General features: G+C 74.3%; 17 protein-coding genes. 10 read left to right on the plus strand and 7 right to left on the minus strand.

Features of this window, described 5'->3' with window-relative positions; genetic code table 11:
- The first annotated feature begins 21 nt into the window (after positions 1-21).
- Positions 22-426 carry a RidA family protein gene (locus AC1DQC_RS01085; RefSeq protein ID WP_477049381.1) on the plus strand — a complete coding sequence of 135 codons (405 nt, stop codon included), beginning with the start codon at positions 22-24 and terminating at the stop codon, positions 424-426.
- Here AC1DQC_RS01085 and AC1DQC_RS01090 read toward each other — a convergent pair.
- The 3 genes from AC1DQC_RS01090 to helR are packed head-to-tail and all read right to left on the minus strand — an operon-like array spanning position 412 to position 3,501.
- A complete protein-coding gene (locus tag AC1DQC_RS01090; protein WP_477049382.1) occupies positions 412-924 on the minus strand; it encodes a hypothetical protein in 513 nt (170 codons plus the stop codon). The genes AC1DQC_RS01085 and AC1DQC_RS01090 overlap by 15 nt on opposite strands.
- On the minus strand, positions 902-1,336 hold the full coding sequence (locus tag AC1DQC_RS01095) for an SRPBCC family protein (RefSeq protein ID WP_477049383.1): 435 nt from the start codon (positions 1,334-1,336) through the stop codon (positions 902-904). The genes AC1DQC_RS01090 and AC1DQC_RS01095 overlap by 23 nt, the downstream gene beginning before the upstream one ends.
- Positions 1,333-3,501, minus strand: a complete 2,169-nt coding sequence (gene helR, locus AC1DQC_RS01100) for an RNA polymerase recycling motor ATPase HelR (protein WP_477049384.1) — start codon at positions 3,499-3,501, stop codon at positions 1,333-1,335. Before helR ends, AC1DQC_RS01095 begins: the two co-directional genes overlap by 4 nt.
- A gap of 96 nt (positions 3,502-3,597) precedes the next feature.
- On the opposite strand from helR, the gene AC1DQC_RS01105 reads away from it, so the two are divergent.
- The 9 genes from AC1DQC_RS01105 to AC1DQC_RS01145 all read left to right on the plus strand — a co-directional run bounded on the left by AC1DQC_RS01105 (position 3,598) and on the right by AC1DQC_RS01145 (position 12,370).
- Positions 3,598-4,203: a dihydrofolate reductase family protein gene (locus AC1DQC_RS01105; RefSeq protein ID WP_477049385.1), complete on the plus strand. Its 606-nt coding sequence runs from the start codon at positions 3,598-3,600 to the stop codon at positions 4,201-4,203.
- A 20-nt stretch (positions 4,204-4,223) separates the two neighbouring features.
- The gene (locus AC1DQC_RS01110; protein WP_477049386.1) at positions 4,224-4,637 is read left to right on the plus strand and encodes a VOC family protein; all 414 of its coding nucleotides are present in this window, start codon (positions 4,224-4,226) and stop codon (positions 4,635-4,637) included.
- Positions 4,634-5,182, plus strand: coding sequence for a dihydrofolate reductase family protein (locus AC1DQC_RS01115; RefSeq protein WP_477049387.1), 549 nt, complete (start codon positions 4,634-4,636; stop codon positions 5,180-5,182). Before AC1DQC_RS01110 ends, AC1DQC_RS01115 begins: the two co-directional genes overlap by 4 nt.
- Positions 5,179-5,868 carry an RraA family protein gene (locus AC1DQC_RS01120; protein ID WP_477049388.1) on the plus strand — a complete coding sequence of 230 codons (690 nt, stop codon included), beginning with the start codon at positions 5,179-5,181 and terminating at the stop codon, positions 5,866-5,868. The genes AC1DQC_RS01115 and AC1DQC_RS01120 overlap by 4 nt, the downstream gene beginning before the upstream one ends.
- Positions 5,865-6,659 (plus strand): alpha/beta hydrolase, encoded by a 795-nt coding sequence (locus tag AC1DQC_RS01125; RefSeq protein WP_477049389.1) that lies wholly within the window; start codon positions 5,865-5,867, stop codon positions 6,657-6,659. Before AC1DQC_RS01120 ends, AC1DQC_RS01125 begins: the two co-directional genes overlap by 4 nt.
- A 51-nt stretch (positions 6,660-6,710) precedes the next feature.
- Positions 6,711-6,863, plus strand: coding sequence for a hypothetical protein (locus AC1DQC_RS01130; RefSeq protein ID WP_477049390.1), 153 nt, complete (start codon positions 6,711-6,713; stop codon positions 6,861-6,863).
- Entirely contained in the window at positions 6,860-8,608 is a 1,749-nt protein-coding gene (locus AC1DQC_RS01135) for a glycosyltransferase family 2 protein (RefSeq protein ID WP_477049391.1), read from the plus strand. The genes AC1DQC_RS01130 and AC1DQC_RS01135 overlap by 4 nt, the downstream gene beginning before the upstream one ends.
- A gap of 114 nt (positions 8,609-8,722) precedes the next feature.
- Positions 8,723-10,816, plus strand: a complete 2,094-nt coding sequence (locus tag AC1DQC_RS01140) for a family 43 glycosylhydrolase (protein ID WP_477049392.1) — start codon at positions 8,723-8,725, stop codon at positions 10,814-10,816.
- A 72-nt stretch (positions 10,817-10,888) separates the two neighbouring features.
- Positions 10,889-12,370 carry a glycoside hydrolase family 10 protein gene (locus AC1DQC_RS01145; RefSeq protein ID WP_477049393.1) on the plus strand — a complete coding sequence of 494 codons (1,482 nt, stop codon included), beginning with the start codon at positions 10,889-10,891 and terminating at the stop codon, positions 12,368-12,370.
- A 50-nt stretch (positions 12,371-12,420) separates the two neighbouring features.
- Here the strand turns inward: AC1DQC_RS01145 and AC1DQC_RS01150 are convergent, their stop codons facing one another.
- From AC1DQC_RS01150 to AC1DQC_RS01165, 4 genes are read right to left on the minus strand one after another with little or no spacing between them, the layout of a single operon-like run.
- Positions 12,421-15,123, minus strand: a complete 2,703-nt coding sequence (locus tag AC1DQC_RS01150; RefSeq protein WP_477049394.1) for an FtsX-like permease family protein — start codon at positions 15,121-15,123, stop codon at positions 12,421-12,423.
- Positions 15,120-18,299: a hypothetical protein gene (locus AC1DQC_RS01155; RefSeq protein WP_477049395.1), complete on the minus strand. Its 3,180-nt coding sequence runs from the start codon at positions 18,297-18,299 to the stop codon at positions 15,120-15,122. Before AC1DQC_RS01155 ends, AC1DQC_RS01150 begins: the two co-directional genes overlap by 4 nt.
- A complete protein-coding gene (locus tag AC1DQC_RS01160) occupies positions 18,292-18,993 on the minus strand; it encodes an ABC transporter ATP-binding protein (RefSeq protein WP_477049396.1) in 702 nt (233 codons plus the stop codon). The genes AC1DQC_RS01155 and AC1DQC_RS01160 overlap by 8 nt, the downstream gene beginning before the upstream one ends.
- Positions 18,990-19,898, minus strand: coding sequence for an ABC transporter ATP-binding protein (locus AC1DQC_RS01165; protein WP_477049397.1), 909 nt, complete (start codon positions 19,896-19,898; stop codon positions 18,990-18,992). The genes AC1DQC_RS01160 and AC1DQC_RS01165 overlap by 4 nt, the downstream gene beginning before the upstream one ends.
- Positions 19,899-19,914: the final 16 nt, after the last annotated feature.

Here is a 19,914-nt window from a genome sequence, read left to right on the forward strand (position 1 = left end):
GTGCGTGCCACGGTGGGTGCCATGGAGATCACACGCCTGCAACCGGCCGGGTTGGTCAAGAGCCCGGCGTTCAGCCACGCCGTCGTCGTGCCCGCGGGCGCGACGACCATCTACGTCGGCGGCCAGAACGGCGTCGACGACACCGGCACGGTCGTCTCGGACGACGTCGCCGAGCAGTCCGTCCGCACCATCGACAACGTCCAGACCGCACTGGAGGCGGCGGGGGCCACGCTCGCGGACGTCGTGCAGTGGACGGTCCTCATCGACGCGGACGCCGACCTGCGCGCCGCGTACGGCGCCATCGCGCCGCGGCTCGCCGTCGACGGACCGCCGCCGCTGGTCACGGCGGCCCGGGTCGCCGGGCTCGGCGTCCCGGGCGCCCTCATCGAGGTCAGCGCGATCGCCGCGGTGCTACCGGGAGGCTGAGTCCGTCAGGTGCGTCTCCCGGGTGTCGGGGGGCAGCCGGGCCGCGGCGCCGGAGCACGCGATGTCCGAGACGTCGACCTGACGGTCGGCCCCCGGCTCGACCGTGATGCGCACGCAGAGCCGGCGGGTCAGCTCGGTTCCCAGCACTCCACCCAGGTGGCTCGCGTCGCCGTCGACGTACGCGTCCACGCGTGCCCCGCGGTCCGTGGCGGTCACCTCCGTGACCACGCCGCGGTAGACGTCGTCGACGCGGCCCGACACCGCCGCGGCCAGGTCCTCGCCCCGCAGGCCCGCGCCGGCCTCGACGTCCGTCCGGATGGCCTCGACCGCGACCGCGAGCTTGGCGCGCGCGTCGTCGGCGGCTCGGCGACCGACGTCGTCGTCCACCGCTCCGGCGAGCCGGTCCAGCGCGACGGCCGCGAGGACACCGACGACCGTCACCACCGCCCAGACCAGAGCGCGCCGGGGCAGCCCCTCAGGCGTCGCGGTCCCGGACATCCTCAGACGATCCCACCCGCACGCCCTCGAGCACCGACCTCAGGCGGGCGAGATCTGCGGACACCAGCGCCGCGTCCCGCTCGAGCTCGTCGTCGGTCATGCCCGGGCCTCGGCGCAGGGTGAACACCACCTCGGTCGCGTCGCCGTCGGCCAGCGCCCGCATCGGCACGTAGACGTTCTCGCCCGACGGGGTGACCACGTGGTGGTCGAGCACTCCGTACTGGTTGTGCGGGGCGAACGTGAGGTGCACCTGACCCTCGGACGTCTCGACGACCCAGCTGTCGCCGACCCGGGTGATGGCGCTCCCCAGGCCCGGCGCCCACCGCGGCAGGTTGGCCGGGTCGGACGCGAACGCGTAGACCTCGGTCACCGGGCGGTCGATGTGCACGCTCAGGTGTCGCGACTCCGTCATGCCGCGATGCTCCCACCCGGTTCCGACACCAGGATCACCAGCTCCTGCGTGGCCCGGGTCATCGCCACGTAGCGGTCGACCGCGCCCTCGATCCCGGTGCCGAACGCCTCCAGGTCCACCAGCACCACCAGGTCGAACTCCAGGCCCTTCGCCAGCTCGGGGCGCAGCGACCGGACGCGAGACGTGCCGGGGAAGGTGGGGTCGCCGATGACGCACGCGACGCCCGTGGCGTGGGCCGCGAGCCAGGCGTCGAGGATCGCGCTCAGGTCCGCGACGGACCCGTGCACCACCGGGCGGCCGCTGCCGCGGATCGACGTGGGCACGTTGACGTCCGGCAGCGCGGCGCGGATCACCGGCTCCGCCTCCGCCATGACCTCCTCCGGCGTCCGGTAGTTGATGCTCAGCGACGCCAGCTCGATCGCGTCGAGGCCGACCCGCTCGAGCCGCTCCCGCCACGACTCGGTGAACCCATGCCGGGCCTGCGCGCGGTCGCCGACGATGGTCAGGCTCCGCGACGGGCAGCGGCTGAGCAGCATCCGCCACTCGGCGTCGGTCAGCTCCTGCGCCTCGTCGACCACGACGTGCGCGAACGGGCCGGCCAGCACGTCCGGGTCGGCGGTCGGCAACCCCGCCTCGTCGACGAGCTTGTCGCGCATGTCCTGGCCCTTGAGCATCTGCATCAGGCCCAGCTCGGTGTCGTCGTTCTCGACGAGGTGGTCCACCACCTGCGTCATGTACTCGCGCTCGGCGGCGAGGGTGGCCTCGTTCCGCCGCCGGCGCCGCGACTCCTCGGGGTCCCCGAGCCGCTGCCGGGCGGCGTCGAGGAGCGGCAGGTCGGAGACCGTCCAGGCCTGCGCCTCCTCCCGCTGGAGCAGCCGGATCTCGGGCACCTCGAGCCAGGGTGCGCACAGTCGCAGGTAGGCCGGCACCGACCACAGGTCGCCGACGAGGTCGGTCGGCTCGAGCAGCGGCCACGCCCGGTTCAGCGCCGTCGTGAGGTCCTTGTCCCGCAGCAGCGCGCGGCGCAGCTGGTCGCGCTCGACCTCGTCGTCGTCGACCTTGTCCATCAGGATCTCGAGGAGGGCGTCGCGGACCTGGTCGCGCGCCTCGTTGTGCGGCGTGCCGGGTTCGGGCGCCTCGAAGGCCTCGGCCCAGTCCTCCGCGCTGACCCAGACGTCCGCCCACGGCGTCTCGACCTGGAAGCCCGTGGTCGGTGGCTTCTCGTAGAAGCGGACGGCCGGCTCGATGGCCGTCACCATCGCCGCGGAGGACTTCAGCCGCGCCACCTCGGGGTCGGCCTCCACGCCGGCGTCGGCCCCCTCGGCGACCAGGTCTCGCAGGGTGCAGGTCTGCACTCCCTCCTCGCCCAGGCTGGGGAGCACGTCGGAGACGTAGTCCAGGTACGGCTGGTGCGGGCCGACGAACAGCACGCCGCCGCGCCGGTGCCCGAGGCGCGGGTCGGAGTAGAGCAGGTAGGCGGTGCGGTGCAGCGCCACGACCGTCTTGCCCGTGCCCGGACCGCCGTCGACGACGAGCGCGCCGCGGGAGTCCGCGCGGATGATCGCGTCCTGGTCGGCCTGGATGGTGCCCAGCACGTCGCGCATCCGGTCGGACCGGTCGGTGCCGAGGCTCGCGATGAAGGCCGACTGGTCGTCGAGCGCGGCGTTCCCCTCGAACCCGTCGGAGGTGAACACCTCGTCCCAGTAGTCGGTGACCCGCCCGCCCGTCCAGCGGTAGCGGCGACGGCTGACCAGGCCCATCGGCTGCGCGTGCGTCGCACCGAAGAACGGTTCGGCCGCGGGCGAGCGCCAGTCGAGCAGGAGCCGACGGTCCTCGTCGTCGGTGAGGCCGAGGCGCCCGACGTACGTCGTCTCGCCCTCCGCGCTGACGATCCGGCCGAGGCACAGGTCCAGGCCGAAGCGGCGCAGCGTGCGCAGGCGCGCGGTGAGCCGCCGGATCTCCTGGTCCCGCTCCACGGCCGCGGTGCCCGAGCGGCCCGGGGCCTTGCGCTCGGCGTCGAGCCGGTCGGACAGGTCGGCGATCTGCTGCTCGAGGGTCTCCGCGATGGCGGCGAAGTGCCGCTCGTCGCGGTCGATCAGGGTCGGGTCCGCCTTGGCGGCGAGGCGGGCGGGCAGGGCGAAGGCGCTGATGGTCTGGCGGGTCACGTCCGAGATTCTGCGACCGGGCGGGGGCCTTGCCGCAAGACCCCCCGTCCGCTATACGTTGAGAAGGAGGGGGACGGCCTGGCATCGTGGGCCGACATGGCAGTGATCCTCGACATCACGATCTCCCTCGACGGGTACGTCACCGCCCCGAACGCCGGCCCGGGCAACGGGCTGGGCGACGACGGTCTGCCCCTGCACGAGTGGGCGATCGGCGACCGCAGCCCGCAGGACGTCGCGGTGCTGGTCAGAGCCACGGACTACACGGGCGCGGTGGTCATGGGCCGCCACCTGTTCGACGTGGTCGACGCCCCCGACGGCTGGAACGACGACCGGCACTACGGCGCCGACCAGGGCGACGCCGCCCACCCGCCGCCGTGCTTCGTCGTCACCCACCGGGCACCCGACCACGTCCGGCTCACCGACCGCATGAACATCGTGACCACCGGCCTGCACGACGCCCTCGACCAGGCCACGGCCGTCGCCGGCGACAAGGACGTGGTCATCATGGGCGGCGGGGAGATCGGTGGCTCGGCGCTGCGCGAGGGCGTGATCGACCGGCTCCACCTGCACGTCGCGCCGCTGGTGCTCGGCGCCGGGACGCCGCTGTTCCACGGCGGTCCACGGGTGACGCTGCGGCTCGACGAGTCCATGACGGTGGTGACCCGCAACGCGGCACACCTGTACTACGACGTCGTCCGGTGACGACCACCGACGGAGGTCCGATGGAGATCCAGCTGAGCATGCTCGGCCTGATCGTGCGCGACATGCCTGCCGCGCTGCGCTTCTACCGGCTGGTGGGGCTCGACATCCCGGCGTCGGAGGACGAGAAGCCGTTCGTCCTGCACCGCATGGGCAGCGGCGTGACGATCTTCTTCGACACGGTGTTCGCGGCCCGGTACGACGCCGACCACGCCCCGCCGACGGGCGGCGGCTACCGCTCGCTGTTCGAGTTCTACCTCGGCGACGACGCCGCCGTCGACGCGAAGTACGCCGAGCTCACCGCGGCCGGGTACCACGGCCGCATGGCGCCCGAGCAGACGTCCGGGCCGTACGCCGCGATGGTCGACGACCCCGACGGCAACGTCGTGCTGCTCACGTCGGACGACGCGCTCGCCGCCGCTCGGTCCGCCACGTGAACGGGCCCACGCGCAAGGTCGTCGTGTACGAGCTGCTGTCCGTCGACGGGGTGGCCGAGGACCCGTCGGCGTTCTTCACCACCTGGGACGACGTGCTGGACGAGCACCTCGCCGCCGTGATCGCGACGCAGGACACGGTCCTCCTCGGTCGGCGCAGCTACGACGAGTGGGCGCAGTTCTGGCCGGACAGCACCGTGCAGCCGTTCGCCGACTTCATCAACGCGGTCCCGAAGTACGTCGCGACGTCGACCCCGCTCGATCGGGGGTGGGCCGGCGCGACCGCCGTCGAGGGTGACCCGGTCGAGCTCGTGACCGCGTTGAAGGACCGGCCGGGAGGCGACATCGGCGTCCACGCCAGCATCTCGCTCGCGCGGACCCTGCTCGCCGCCGGCGTCGTCGACGAGCTCCGGCTCGTGATCGCGCCGGTCATCGCGGGCGCCGGCACGCGGTTGCTCGACTCCCTGCCCGCCCTCAGGCTCGAGACGATCCGCACCGTGACCTCACCCACCGGTCACCTGCTCGTCGACTATCGGGTGGCCCCGTGACCCCGGCGTTCGCGGACGTGAGCACGGCCCACGTGGCGGACGCGTGCCTGCGCCTCGGGGTCGCGGTGCGCTGCGCTCCGCACGAGCTGCGGCCGGTCTGGACCGGCATCCACGTCGTCGGCCGGGCCCAGCCCGCGCGGCACGTCGGGAGCGTCGACGTGTTTCTCGAGGCCCTCGGGCACGCCGAGCCCGGGGACGTCCTCGTCGTCGACAACGGCGGCCGCACCGACGAGGCCTGCGTCGGCGACCTCGTCGCGCTCGAGGTGTCCCGCGCCGGGCTGGCCGGCATCGTCATCTGGGGGCTGCACCGCGACACCGCGCAGCTGCGCACCATCGCCTTGCCGGTCCTGAGCCTCGGCGCGTACCCCGGCGGACCCGAACGCCTCGACCCGCAACCCGGCGACGCGCTCGCCTGGGCGCGGTGCGGCGCGCACGTGGTCACCCGCGACGACCTCGTGCTCGCCGACGACGACGGCGTCGTGTTCCTGCCGGACGCGCGAGCCGCGGAGATCGCCACCGTCGCCGCCCGTATCCGGGACACCGAGCGCCACCAGGCCACCCGCATGCAGCTCGGCACCACCCTGCGGGAGCAGACGCGCTTCGACGACTACCTGGTCGCCCGGGACCGCGACGGCACCACGTTCCGGCAGCACCTGCGCACGCTCGACGCCGCGATCGAGGAGTGACCCTGCCTACGTTCGATGTCGGCCTCCTTCGCCGGGACGCCCGCGAGCGGGCTGTCGCCCGGCCCCGACGCCCGTTCGTCGGGACGGTCGACGACCTGGAGACCGGCGGGGTGCCGATGCGCCGCTACGTTCCCGCGGTCCGCACACCGGGGTCGGGCCTCGTGTTCCTGCACGGCGGGTACGGCCTGTTCGGGGACCTCGAGCTGCAGGACGGCTACTGCCGCCGGCTGGCCGAGACGCTCGGCGTCGTCGTGCTGTCGGTCGAGTACCGGCTGGCGCCCGAGGCGACGCTGGACGACTCCGCGGCGGACGCCGCGACCGGCCTGGCACTCCTCGCTGGGGACGGGTGCACGCGGCTGTTCCTGTGCGGCGACTCCGCCGGCGGGGCCGTGGCGATCCTCGCCGCCGCACGTTCGGACGTCACGCTCGCGGGCCTCCTGCTGACCAACCCGAACGTGGACCTGACCCTGGCGTCGTACGACCCCGCGCGGCCCGGCGGACCCGGGCTGGACCTGTCCGCGTGGTCGTTCCGGGCGTGGGCGCGGGTGGCGGACCTCGCCGACGCGCCCCGGCTGGACCGCCTCGCCGCTCGGCTGCCGCGCACGGTCGTGGCCGTCGGGACCCTGGACTCGCTGCTGCCCGAGTCGCGCGCGCTCGCCGAGGCCTGCGGGCGCGCGGGGATCGCGTGCCGTCTGGTCGAGCTGGGCGACGCCGAGCACGGCTTCGTCGGCGGTGACCGGGCGGACGAGGCGCTCGCCGCGTTCGTGGAGGTCACGCGCCAGCCTGCCTGACCGCGGCGGTACGCTCCCCAGAGGTGGGTGGCCGACGGGAGGGTTCGCTCGATGCCGTTGTGGCTGATCGTCACGCTCGTCGGGGTGGCATTCGCGGTCGGTGGCCTCGCTGGTCTCGGTGCGATCTTGCTCTGGATCGGCCTGATCATCGTCGTGATCGGTCTGGTCCAGGCACTCACGGTGCAGCTCCGGAACCGTCGGTGACGCGACCCCCGGCCGAGGCCCTGCACCGCCGAGCCGCCCGGCTCGGGTGGGCCACCGCCGCTCTCGCGCTCACCGCGGCCGTGCTCCTGGGCTGCGCGGTCTGGCTGCTCGCGACGAGCGCGCCCCCGGTCGTCCCGGACGCCGAGCTGGCGATCGCCACCTTGCCCGTCGACGTGCAGCTGCGCGCACCGCGGCCGATCATCGTGCTCAGCGTCGGCCTGGCGGTCGCCGCGTTCCTGGTCGCGATGGCGGCCCAGCAGACCGCCACCTCGATGCGCGTCCTGTCCCGGGGACGCGGCCTCGAGCGACCGGTGCCCCGCGACACCGCGAGGCTCGGGCGGCGCTTCCTGGGTGCCGCGGCGGCGCGGGCGCTCCGCCTGGACGACCGGCCCGACTGGCCCCTCTCGGCCATCCCCGCCGGCGCCGACGAGGCGGGGCTCGTCGTGCGGTGCACCGTCCTGATCCCGGCGCACGACGAGCAGGCCGTGATCGATCGGACCCTGACGTCGCTGCTCCACCAGCTCCGCCCGCCGGACCGGATCATCGTCGTGGCGGACAACTGCACCGACGCGACCGTGCGGATCGCCCGGGGCCGCGGCGTCGAGGTCGTCGAGACGGTCGGCAACACGCAGGCCAAGGCCGGGGCGCTCAACCAGGTGCTGTCCCGTCTGCTGCCGACCACCGGAGCGGCGGACGTCGTGATGGTGATGGACGCCGACTCGACGATCTCGCCCGACTTCCTCGAGGTGGCGCTCGGCCTGCTGGAGGACGACCCCGACCTGATGGCCGTCGGCGGTCTGTTCTCCGGCGAGGACGGCGGCCGGGTCCTCGGGCAGCTGCAGCGCAACGAGTACGCCCGCTACCAGCGCGTCCTGCGCCGTCGCGAGGGGCACGTGTTCGTCCTCACCGGCACCGCGTCCGTGATCCGCGCGTACGCGCTGCACGCGGTGGCCGAGGCGAGGGGTTCACTCGTCCCGGGCCCGACCGGGGACGTCTACGACACGCTGGCGATGACGGAGGACAACGAACTCACGCTGGCGCTGAAGTCGCTCGGGGCTTCGCTGTCATCGCCGCCCGAGTGTCGCGTCGTCACGGAGGTCATGCCGACCTGGCGGGACCTGCGCAGGCAGCGCAACCGCTGGCAGCGCGGCGCGCTCGAGAACATCGGCGCGTACGGGTTGACGCCCACGACGGCGCTCTACTGGTGGCAGCAGGTCGGGCTGGCGTACGGCGTGATCGCCCTGAACACCTACCTGCTGCTGATGCTGATCTCGCTCCTGGCGGCGGACGGGTTCCGCTGGTCGGCGCTGTGGACGACGATCGGGCTGATCTTCCTGCTGGAGCGCGTGGTGACGGCGTGGGCGGAAGGGTGGCGCGGGCGGTTGCTGGCGGCGCCGCTGGTGATCGAGCTCTGGTACTCGCTGTTCCTGCAGTCGACGTTCGTCGTCTCGCTCGTCCAGATCGCGCGTGGGCAGAAGTCGGGCTGGAACTACGTCCCGAGGCCGACCGTCACGGCGCTCGCCCTGCCCGCGTTGCTCGCCGCGCCGCTGCTGACGCGGTGGAACCCGCTGCCGTCCTCGGTGCTGCAGACCACGTGGTTCGAGGCGCTGAGCCTGTTCGTGGGCGTCAACACGCTCGTGTTCGCCGCGTTGAGCGTCTTCCAGCTGCTGCCGCCGATCCGGCGGACCGCGCACCGGCTCCAGGCGCGGCGGGTCTCTCGGCTGCGGGAAGCCCGCGTTTCTTAATCGATTTGCCCCCGGTCGCACGGGCACCGCCGTGTGCCACAGTGACGGCGTCCTGGAGTGTTAGCGCTAACACGCAGTCGTGTCGGCGCCTCGCCGCAGCAGCAGGAGACCGCCATGAGCGACAACGATGTCGACAACGATTGCGACCGCACCACGCCCCCGTCCCGCTCCCGGCGGCGCTGGCAGGCGTCGCTCGTCGCGCTGAGCGTGGCGGTCACGGGTGCGCTCGCGGTGGTCGCGGCGCCGGCGGCGGACGCCGCCACGGTCGACACGTCGGCGTCGTACGTGCTGCTCAACCGCAACAGCGGCAAGGCGGTCGACGTGTACAACCTGGCCACCACCGACGGGGCCCGGATCACGCAGTGGTCGCGCAACGACGGCGCGCAGCAGCAGTGGCAGCTCGTCAGCTCGGGCGACGGGTACTACCGGCTCCGGTCGAAGCTCTCCGGCAAGGTGCTCGACGTCGCCAACAGGTCGACCGCCGACGGCGGCACGGTGGTCCAGTGGTCCGACAACAACGGCACCAACCAGCAGTGGCGCCTCCAGGACACCACCGACGGGTACGTCACGCTGATCAACCGCAACAGCGGCAAGGCCCTCGAGGTCCAGGGCGCCTCCACCGCGGACGGCGGCAACATCGTGCAGTACACCAGCTGGGGTGGCGCCAACCAGCAGTGGCAGCTCGTCCGGGTGGGCGGCGGCACGACCACCGGGTCCTTCACCAACCCTGTCGTGTGGCAGGACTTCGCCGACGGCGACCTCATCCGCGTCGGCGACGCGTACTACTACTCGGCGTCGACCATGCACTACTCGCCCGGGGCGCCGATCCTGCGGTCGTACGACCTCGTGAACTGGGAGTACGCGGGGCACTCGGTGCCGCGGCTCGATTTCGACGACAGCGGCTACGACCTGTCCGGCGGGCGCAAGTACGTCAAGGGCATCTGGGCGTCGACGCTGGGCTACCGGAAGAGCAACAGCACCTACTACTGGCTCGGCTGCACCGAGTTCAACCGCACGTACGTCTACACCGCCGGCGCCGTCGACGGCACGTGGACCAAGAAGGCCCGCATCAACGGCTGCTACTACGACGCCGGCCTGCTGATCGACGACGACGACACGATGTACGTGGCCTACGGCAACGGCACGATCCGCGTCGCCCAGCTCAACGCCGACGGCACCGCGCAGGTGCGGGCGCAGCAGGTGTTCCAGACGCCGTCGAGCGTCGGGACGCTCGAGGGGTCCCGGTTCTACAAGCGCAACGGCTACTACTACATCTGGGTCACCAAGCCCGCGAACGGCCAGTACGTGCTGCGCTCGAGCTCGCCGTTCGGTCCGTACGAGATGCGGCAGGTGCTCCTCGACCTGCCCGGCCCGATCTCCGGCGGTGGGGTGCCGCACCAGGGCGGCATCGTCCAGACGCAGGCCGGCGACTGGTGGTACATGGCCTTCACCGACGCGTACCCCGGCGGCCGCATGCCGACCCTGGCGCCGCTCAGCTGGAGCGCCGACGGCTGGCCGTCGGTGCAGACCGTCAACGGCCGCTGGGGAGCGAGCTACCCCCGCCCGAACATCTCGACGTCGAAGACGGTCGCCTCGATGATCGGCAAGGACACCTTCACCGGGCCTGCGCTCGGCCCGCGGTGGGAGTGGAACCACAACCCCGACACCAGCCGGTTCAGCGTGAACAACGGCCTGCGGCTGCAGACCGCCACGGTGACGAACGACCTCTACAACGCGCGCAACACGCTGACCCACCGCATCCAGGGTCCGACGTCGACGGCGACGGTCGAGCTCGACTCCTCGGCCATGGCCAACGGCGACCGGTCCGGCCTCGCGATGCTCCGACAGTCGTCGGCCTGGATCGGGGTGGTCAAGACGAACGGGTCCACCCGCGTGGTGATGACGGACGGCCTGACGATGAACAGCTCGTGGGCGACGACCGGCACCGGAGTCGAGCGCGCGGGGGCCGCCGTGTCGGGCGGTCGGATCTGGCTGCGGGCGTCGGCCGACATCCGGCCGGGTTCGGGTCGCACGGCCACGTTCTCCTACAGCACCGACGGCACCTCGTTCGTGCCGCTGGGCCCGGCGTTCGTCCTGAACAACGCGTGGGAGTTCTTCATGGGCTACCGGTTCGGGATCTTCAACTACGCCACCCAGGCGCTCGGCGGAGCCGTGACGGTCCGCAGCTTCGACCTGACCACGCCCTGACGGCAGTCGCACCGACGCGCCTGCCCGAACCCACGACCGCGTCCGCGCGGTCCCGACAGAGAGCGAGACACGATGCGAACGACGACGGAACGGCCCGCGGGCCACCGCGTGGGGCGACGAGCCACCGCGCTGATGGCGACGGGCGGGCTGGTGCTCGGCATGGTCGTGGCGCTCGCCAACCCGGCGCAGGCGGCGTCGACGCTCGGTGCGTCGGCCGCGGACAAGGGCCGGTACTTCGGCACGGCGATCGCGGCCGGGCGGTTGGGCGACTCGACCTACACCACCATCGCCAGCCGAGAGTTCTCGATGATCACGGCCGAGAACGAGATGAAGATGGACGCGACCGAGCCGTCGCAGAACCAGTTCAGCTACACCAACGGCGACCGGATCCTGAACTGGGCGGTCAGCAACGGCAAGCGCGTGCGCGGGCACACGCTGGCCTGGCACGGTCAGCAACCGGGCTGGATGCAGAACATGTCCGGCAGCGCCCTGCGCAGCGCCCTGCTCAACCACGTCACCCAGGTCGCCACCCACTACCGCGGCAAGGTCTACGCCTGGGACGTGGTCAACGAGGCCTTCGCCGACGACGGCCGCGGCAGCCGTCGCGACTCCAACCTGCAGCGCACGGGCAACGACTGGATCGAGGCCGCGTTCCGCGCCGCCCGCGCTGCCGACCCCGGCGCCAAGCTCTGCATCAACGACTACAACACCGACGGCATCAACGCGAAGAGCACCGCGATCTACAACCTGGTGAAGGACTTCAAGGCCCGCGGCGTCCCGATCGACTGCGTCGGCTTCCAGGCCCACCTCGGCACCAGCCTGCCCGGCGACTTCCAGGCCAACCTGCAACGCTTCGCCGACCTCGGCGTGGACGTCCAGCTCACCGAGCTCGACATCCAGCAGGGCAGCAACCAGGCGAACATGTACGCGGCCGTGACCAACGCGTGCCTCGCGGTCTCACGCTGCACCGGCATCACCGTGTGGGGCGTCCGCGACTCCGACTCGTGGCGCACCGGCGCGAACCCGCTGCTCTTCGACTCCTCCGGCAACAAGAAGCCCGCCTACACCTCCGTCCTCAACGCTCTCAACGCCGGCAGCAACAACGGTGGTGGTTCGACCTCGATCGACACCGCCGCGTGGTACGTGCTGGTCAACCGCAACAGCGGCAAGGCGCTCGACGTGTACAACCTGGCCACCAACGACGGCGCGCGCATCACGCAGTGGTCGCGCAACGACGGGCTGCAGCAGCAGTGGCAGTTCACCAGCTCGGGTGACGGGTACTACGAGGTCAGGTCGCGGCTCTCGGGCAAGAACCTCGACGTCTCCGCAAAGTCCACGGCCGACGGCGCCGCCATCGTGCAGTGGACCGACAACAGCGGCGCCAACCAGCAGTGGAGCGCCACGATCTCCAACGGGTACGCCACGCTGATCAGCCGCAACAGCGGCAAGGCGCTCGAGGTGCAGGGCGCCTCGACGGCGGACGGCGCGAACGTCGTGCAGTACACCAGCTGGAACGGCGCCAACCAGCAGTGGCAGCTCGTCCGCGTCGGATGATCGGATGAGCTGAGCATCGCCGCTGACCCCGGTCGTCCTCACGACCGGGGTCAGCGCACGCGCAGCACCTGGCCGAGCCGCTCGCGGCGGCGGGCGGACGACTCGACCGCCACGACCACCAGCACGGTCGCCGCGAGGAGCCCGACCGGCACGAACGCCCACCACGGCAGCACCACGCCCGGATCGCTCACCTGACCCGTGACGAGCCGCAGCGCGAGCGGTGCGACGAGCGCGCCGACCAGCACCGCACCGATCAGCACGCCGCCCACCGCGGCTACGAGCGTCGGCGGCAGCAGCTCGCCCGCAGCGACCCGCGCCGTGTCCCGCCCGCGGAGCCCGAGCACCCGGGCCGTTGCCAGCGAGCGGGCACGGCCGGGCCCGGAGGCCGCCGCATCGAGGACGACGATGACGGTCGCGAACCCGGCGCACACGGCCGCGACCAGGACCACCAGCGCGAGCAGGCCGCCGGCCAACGGGTCCGACCGCTGATCGGCCAGCCACTGCGCGCGGCCCAGCACGTGGGCACCGGCCCTCGGTTCGGCCGCGCGGGCCGCCGCGGCCGCCTGCGGGCCGACCGCCCACACGGTGTCCGGGTCGACCACCGTCTGCTCGTCGCTCACGGCTCCCACGACCGCGGCCAGCGCCGCCCGGTCGACCACGACCGTGGGACCGGCCGGCTCCCCGTCGGGCCGCTGCCCTGGCAGCGCGGACACCTCGCCGACGGGCTCGAGGTCGACCGTCACGCCCGCCCAGCTCAGCGACGGGTGGGTGCCCAGCAGGGCTCCGGGGACCAGCGCGGGCAGCGGACCGGGTGCGCCCCGGGTCGCCGCGTCCCCGGACGCGTCCGCCAGCGCCGCAAGCTCGGGGGCGGCGCCGAACGGTGTCCGCGCGAGGAGCTCGCCGTAGGGCACCGGGTCGATCGCCAGCACCTGCACGGTGTCGACGCCGCGCACGCCGAACAGCTGGGTCTGCGCCCGCACCCGCGCGACCGCGACCGCGTCGACACCGTCCGCGGCGGTCAGCGTGGCGGCGAGCTCCTGCAACGACGCGTCCGGCGTCGTCGTGCGGACCACGACGTCCGCGCCGACGGCGTCCCACGAGCCGTCCGCCTGACCGGCGCGTGCGGTGCCGGCGAGCGCACCGCACAGGGCGACCAGGGTGGTGACCACCACGAGAGCCACGAAGGGGAGCACGGCACCCGTCGAGCGGGCCCGCGCCACGGCGAGCAGCGGCCCGGCCTTGCGGGACCTGCGCGCGACGCGCAGCGCGCCGTCCAGCAGCAGCGGGACGGTCCGCCACAGGAGCAGCGCACCCGCTGCCGCGACGAGGGCCGGCGCGGCGGCCAGCACCACGTCCGACGCACCGGTGAACGACCCGACGCCTCGGCGGCGCAGCGCGGCCAGCGACGCCGCCGCCAGCACCAGCAGCGCCGCCTCGATCGACAGCCGCCGCACCGTGCGGACGCGCTGCGCGAGGCGGCGGCGGTGCCGGTCGGTCGGGACCCGGCGGACGTCGCTGCGCGCCGCCGTCACGGTCGCGAACGCGGGCGGCGCGAGGACGCCGACCGTCACGATCACGACGACCCAGGACCAGGTCACCGGGCCGGGCGCCGCGACCTGCCCGAGCGCGAGGCCCAGCGCGGCCCCGACCGCGACGACCACGGCCGACTCGGCGCCGGCGCCGCTGGCGATGCCGGCCAGGGAGGCGCCGCGGGCGCGGACCGTGCGCAGCGCCGTCGAGCGCCGGCGCGCCAGGAGGTCGGCGGCGACGAGCAGCACCAGCACGGCTCCGCACCCCAGCCCCGCGAGCACCACGGTGGCCTGCGACCAGGTGGCCGCCACGCGGACCCGGGCCTGCGTGAGCAGGAGGTCCAGGCGAGACGTCACGCTGGGCCCCGGGCCCGTGACCCCGAGCAGCTCCGGCGACGCCTCCAGCGCCGCGACCTGCCGGCCCAGCGCCTCCGAGCCGGCGTAGTCCAGCGCCTGCGGATCCACCCGGAACCGGAACGTCCGGGTCACGCCGTCCGGCTCGAGCGCCGCGCGGGCCGCGGGGAGCGACGCGGCGGACAGCAGGCCGCCCACCACCGTCGTCGGCGCGTTCTGCGGTCCCACCACCCGCGGGCGCAGCACCTCGGGCCGCTCGGTCCAGACGGGGTCCCGCGGGTCCTCCGGCTCGAACACGCCGGTGACCAGCACGGGCACGGTCGTGTGGTCGGGTTTGGCGGAGGCGAAGGTGTCGCCGGCTCCCACCCCGAGCACCCCTGCCACCTCCGCGGACAGCGCGAGCTGCACGGCGCCGTCGGGCCCGGGACGCCCGGGCGCACCGCCCTCCACCCAACGGACGGCGGGTTCGTGACCCGCCCACAGGTACGTCATCCACAGGACGCCCCCGGTCGGGAGCGCCGGCGTGCTCAGCGTGAGGTCGATGCTGGTCGCGGCGGCGACGGGTGGCCCGAGAACCGGTTGCAGCGACGTCGGCAGCGCGCGGTCGATGACGACCGCCTGGCTGTCGACGCTGCCCGTGGTGTCGAGCGGACCGGCCGTCGGGTCCGACGCACCGGGGCCGTACGTGCTGGTGACGAGCAGGTCCGCGGCCGGGTCGGCCTGCGCGACGGCGGTCCGGACGGCGGTGTCGGCCCGGTCGCTCAGCAGGCGAGGCACCGCGTCGGTCAGGCCGACTGTGAGCGCCACGACGAGCACGGTGACGAGCAGCGGCCACAGGTCGGCGCGGGCGCGGCGCCAGGCGGCCCTCATGCGAGCGGCTCCATCCGCAGGCGAGCGATCGTCGAGCGGCGCACCGCGCGGGCCGCCAGAGGGATCACGAGCGCGGCGCACCCGAGCAGGAGCGCGAGGATCGTCGCGGCCTGGGCCTGCCAGGGCCAGCGGACGACGGCGGCCGGCACGGGCGGGAGCCCCTGGGCCGACAGTGCCAGCAGTGGGCCGACCGCCCAGCACGCGAGGACGCCGAGCAGGCCGCCGGCCAGGATCGGCACCCCGATGAGGACCGCCTGCTCCGCGAGCACGGACCGGAGCACCGAGCGGCGGGGGGCGCCGAGGCCGCGCAGGCGGGCCACGTCGAGCTCGCGCGCCTCCAGCGCGGTCGTGGCGTGCAGCGCCGTCCCGACGAGTGTGAGCACGAGGGCCGCGACGACGAGCAGAGCGGCCGCGGCGCGCTGCGCGGCGCGCAGGGGTCCGTCGGCGTTCTCGCGCGCGACGGCGCTGCGCTCCGTCACCGGACCGACCCCCGCGGCCTCGAGCGTCTCGGCGGCACCGGCGGGGATCGCGCCCCCGACCCACCAGGCATCGGTCAGGGTCGCGAGGCTGCCCTGGCTGAGGGCGGCGCGCGACAGCGTGTCCACGTCGGCCAGCAGGGCCGGCGCGCGTGGCTGCGACGGGATGTAGGAGGTGATGCCGCTGACCGTCGCGCGCACGGGGGTCAGGCCGAGCGCGAGCTCCATCCCGTCGCCGACCGTGAGCCCGAGCTCGTCCGCCAGCCGTGCCGAGACCACGACGGGCACCTCGTCGACGGGGTGGAACGCGAGAGCCGTGAGGGTGCCTTCCGACCAGTACAGCCCGGGCAGCGAGGCGTTGCCCTCGAGGGTCAGCCGCACGCCGTCGGGCACCTCGGTTGCCGTGACCTGCGTGAGCGAGGCCACGACGTAGTCCTCGGTCGGCGCGCGGCCGGCGAACCACGGGCCGCCGCCGGACAGCGTGCCGTCGCGCAGGGTGACGTCGATGCCGAACCCGGAGTCGCTCTGCTGGTCGGCGTCGCCCGCGTCGCCGACCGCGGTGAGCCGGGCGTCGACACCCACCACCCGGACGTCCGCCGGCACGGCGACCGCGAGGTCGTACGCGGTGCCGTCCAGCGCCACCGTTCCCGCAGGCAGCGCCGCACGCGCGCCGTCGCGGTCCTGCACGACGAGGCTGAGGGCGGCGGTGAGGGCGACTCCGTCCTCGACGTGCCCCGTCACGACGAGGTCGGCGGTCGTCCCGGCCAGCTGCACGCCTCCGACGGGGTCGGTCGGCGCGAGGGACGCCGTGGCGCCCGCCCAGCCGCCGGCCGCGGGGAGCCGGCCGCGCAGCAGCTCGTCGGCGTGCCGGGTGTCGACGGCGACGAGCTGCACGGCCTGGTCACCGCCCTGCGCGCGGGAGCCGAGCGTGATGGCCCGGCTGGTCACCGGGCTGACCCGCCCACCGGTGACGGCGCGCAACGAGGCGCCCGTGCCGACCGCGTCGAGCTGGGCGGGCACCGAGAGATCCGTCCCGACGGCGGCCGCCGCCTGGTCGCGCTGCGACTGGGACCACGTCGCGGCGAACCCGACGCCGAACGTCGCGCACGCCGTCGCCAGCACCACGAGGAACGCCGCGGCGGCGCCCTGCGGCCGGCGGGCCACCCCCCAGGCCGCGAGCGGCAGGGTCAGCGAGCGGGCCGACGCGGCGCGCGCCTCACCCCGGCGGGCGAGCAGCGGGAGCGGCCGCAGGACGAGCGCCGCCCCCGCCAGCAGGCAGAGCACCGGGGCGACGACGAGCACCGGGTCGGCCGTGGCGCCGCTGCCGATCCGGTGCGCGCGCAGCTGCAGGAACGCGAGCGCCGCGAGCGCGAGGAGCAGCAGGTCGGCGCCGGAGCGGGCCACCACGCCGACGCGGTCCTCCCGGGTCCCGCGGGGCGTCCCGGTGCGCAGCCAGGGCAGCACGAGCAGGGCGCCGAGCGTGACGGCGACGGCGGTGACGCTCGCGAGCAGCGGGACAAGCCCGCCCTCGGGGATGCCGGCGGGCTCGAGGCCGACCGCGCCGGCCAGCACGCGGTAGAGCGCCAGCGCGAGCAGGGCCGCAGGGACGACCGCCAGCAGCGCCAGCGCGCCGGCCTCGACCCCGGCCTGGGCGACCAGGCGCCCGCGGCCCGTCCCGCGCGCGGAGAGCAGCGCCGCCTCGGGCGCGCGCCGGGCGGCGACCAGGCGAGCGGCCAGGATCACGGTGGTCGCGGCGAGGGCGCCGCCCAGCAGCGCGACCGCGAGCACACCCGACCCGGTGACCCCGCCCTGCTCCCGCGCGGCGTGGATGGTGCGGGCGAACGGCAGGTCCACGACGACGTTCTGGGCGCGGTCGCCCAACGCGCTGAGCAGGTCGCCGCGCAGGGTGTCGACCCCCGCGCCCGCCCGGGTCAGGTCGACGGCGCTCGCGCCCGCGAGGTCGGGCTGCACGCGCAGGGTGACCCGGCGCAGCGGGATCTCGCTCGAGGCCAGGCCGCCCGGCGCGACGAGGAACGGGCCGTAGGCGGAGATGTACCCGCGGTAGTTCGGGCTCACGCCGGCGCCGCCCAGCGGGTCCTCCGCCCACCCGGTCCCGGGTCGCGGCTGGAACGTCCCCACCACCGTGAGCCCGCCGCCCGCGTCGGCGGCCACCGCAGAGAGTCCCGTCTCGCTCCCCACGTCGAGCCCCAGCGCCCGTGCCGCCGCGACCGGCAGCGCGATCTCGCCGGGCGCGTCCGGCCAGCGCCCCGACACCAGCGTGCCGTGCGCCTCCAGGTCGTCGAGCTCGGCGAGGTAGCCGAGGCGCAGCGGACCTCCGTCGGGCGGCAGGTACTGCATGACGCTCGACGACCAGGCCGTCTCGGTGGTCGGGAGCCCGTCGAAGGGCCCCGTGATCAGGTCGGACGCCTCGGCGACGGCGCCCGAGGCGTCCCGCGCGGTCGCCGCCACGCGCTCGTCCACGTCCGGGTCGTCCGGGTCCTCCGGGAAGCCCAGTGCGACGCCCACCTCGACGCTCGCGCCGGGCGCGCGGACCATCGCCAGCTGGAGGGCGCGCTGCGGGGCGTCCGTGAGCAGCAGCACGCACGCACCGACCAACGCCGAGCCGGCGACCATGACCGCGAGCACCGTCGCCAGCACCGCCGCCTGCGCGCGCCCGCGTCGCCAGAGGAGCTCACCCACGTGCGGGAGCCCCGACCAGCCGACCGTCCACCAGGCGCACCGCGCGGTCCGCGAGCGCGATCATCACCGGGTCGTGCGTCGCGACGACGGCCGTCATGCCCTCGGCCTCGACGACGCCGCGGATCAGCGCCATCACGGACAGCCCGGTCTCGCTGTCGAGCTGCCCGGTCGGCTCGTCGGCGACCAGGAGCCGGGGCGAGCCGGCCAGCGCCCGGGCGATCGCGACCCGCTGCTGCTGGCCGCCGGACAGCTCGTCGGGCCGCTGCAGCGCGTGCGGCGCCAGCCCGACGAGCTCGAGGAGCATCTCGACGCGGCGTTCCCGCTCGGCCACCGGCGCCTCGCGCAGCCGCATCGGCACGCCCACGTTCTCCGCCGCCGTCAGCACCGGGATGAGGCCGAACGTCTGGAAGACGAACGCGACCCGGTCGCGGCGCAGCAGGGCCTGGTCGTCGTCGCTGAGCGCGGCGACGTCGACACCGTCGACCAGCACGGTGCCCTCGTCGGGACGGTCGAGCCCGCCGATGACGTTCAGGAGGGTCGTCTTCCCCGAACCCGAGCGCCCCACGAGCGCGACCAGCTCACCCGGCGCGACATCGAGATCGACACCGCGCAGGGCGTGCACGGCGGCCCGTCCGCTCCCGAAGGTGCGGTGCACGTCTCGGACGTGGACCGCCGCGCCGGGAGCGGCGCTCACCGCGCGCTGCCGTCGGGCCAGACGCTCACGTGGTCGGACTCCAGCGCGAGGCGGACGCGGCGGGTCAGCGCGAGTGCCTCGCGGTACTCGCGGGGCACCTGCAGCCTGCCGGCCCGGTCCATGACGGCGTACTCCTCGTGCGTCACGTCGCCGCCCGCGTCGCGACGCAGCACCTCGCTGCTGGTGCGCCCGTCCCTGATCGCGACCGTCCGCTCGACCAGCGAGCTGACGGCCGGGTCGTGCGTGACCACGACGACGGTGGTGCCGGACTCGCGGTTGGCGGTGCGCAGCGCGTCGAACACCTCCTGCGCCGTGGCCGTGTCGAGCTCGCCCGTCGGCTCGTCGGCCAGGAGCAGCTGCGGCTCGTTGGCGAGGGCGGTCGCGATGGCGACGCGCTGCTGCTCACCCCCGGACATCTCCTGCGGCTGCCGGTCCGCGACGTGCCCCACGCCGACCAGGTCGAGCAGCTCGTCGGCCCGCGCGGACCGCTGCCGACGGGGCACGGTCATCGGCATCGCGACGTTCTGCCGGGCCGTCAGGTACGGCAGCAGGTTGCGCGACGTCTGCTGCCACACGAAGCCGACCATCTGGCGGCGGTAGGCGACCCGGTCCCGGGCGTGCATCGCCATGAGGTCCCAGCGACCGACGCGCACCCGGCCGGCGGTCGGGGCGTCCATGCCGGACAGCACCGCCAGCAGCGTCGACTTGCCCGACCCGCTGGCGCCGACGACCGCGACCATCTCGCCCTCGTCGACCAGCAGGTCGAGACCCTGCAGGGCCTGCACCTCCACGCTGCCCGACTGGAAGATCCGCACGAGGTTGTCGCAGGCGATGAGGGCGTCGTGCCCGAACTGCGCGGCCGGCGGCGCGCCCCCGCCCAGCGCCTCGAGGGTGCTCTCGGACACAGGCCACTCCCTTCGT

This window comes from Cellulomonas sp. P4_H12, assembly GCF_056400905.1.

Excerpts from the sequence above, each read along its gene's own strand:
- AC1DQC_RS01095 (WP_477049383.1), bottom strand. The coding sequence starts at position 1,336 with ATGACGGAGTCGCGACACCTGAGCGTGCACATCGACCGCCCGGTGACC.
- AC1DQC_RS01145 (WP_477049393.1), top strand. The coding sequence starts at position 10,889 with ATGCGAACGACGACGGAACGGCCCGCGGGCCACCGCGTGGGGCGACGA.
- AC1DQC_RS01150 (WP_477049394.1), bottom strand. The coding sequence starts at position 15,123 with ATGAGGGCCGCCTGGCGCCGCGCCCGCGCCGACCTGTGGCCGCTGCTC.
- AC1DQC_RS01130 (WP_477049390.1), top strand. The coding sequence starts at position 6,711 with ATGCCGTTGTGGCTGATCGTCACGCTCGTCGGGGTGGCATTCGCGGTC.
- AC1DQC_RS01090 (WP_477049382.1), bottom strand. The coding sequence starts at position 924 with ATGTCCGGGACCGCGACGCCTGAGGGGCTGCCCCGGCGCGCTCTGGTC.
- AC1DQC_RS01110 (WP_477049386.1), top strand. The coding sequence starts at position 4,224 with ATGGAGATCCAGCTGAGCATGCTCGGCCTGATCGTGCGCGACATGCCT.
- AC1DQC_RS01105 (WP_477049385.1), top strand. The coding sequence starts at position 3,598 with ATGGCAGTGATCCTCGACATCACGATCTCCCTCGACGGGTACGTCACC.
- AC1DQC_RS01140 (WP_477049392.1), top strand. The coding sequence starts at position 8,723 with ATGAGCGACAACGATGTCGACAACGATTGCGACCGCACCACGCCCCCG.
- AC1DQC_RS01085 (WP_477049381.1), top strand. The coding sequence starts at position 22 with ATGGAGATCACACGCCTGCAACCGGCCGGGTTGGTCAAGAGCCCGGCG.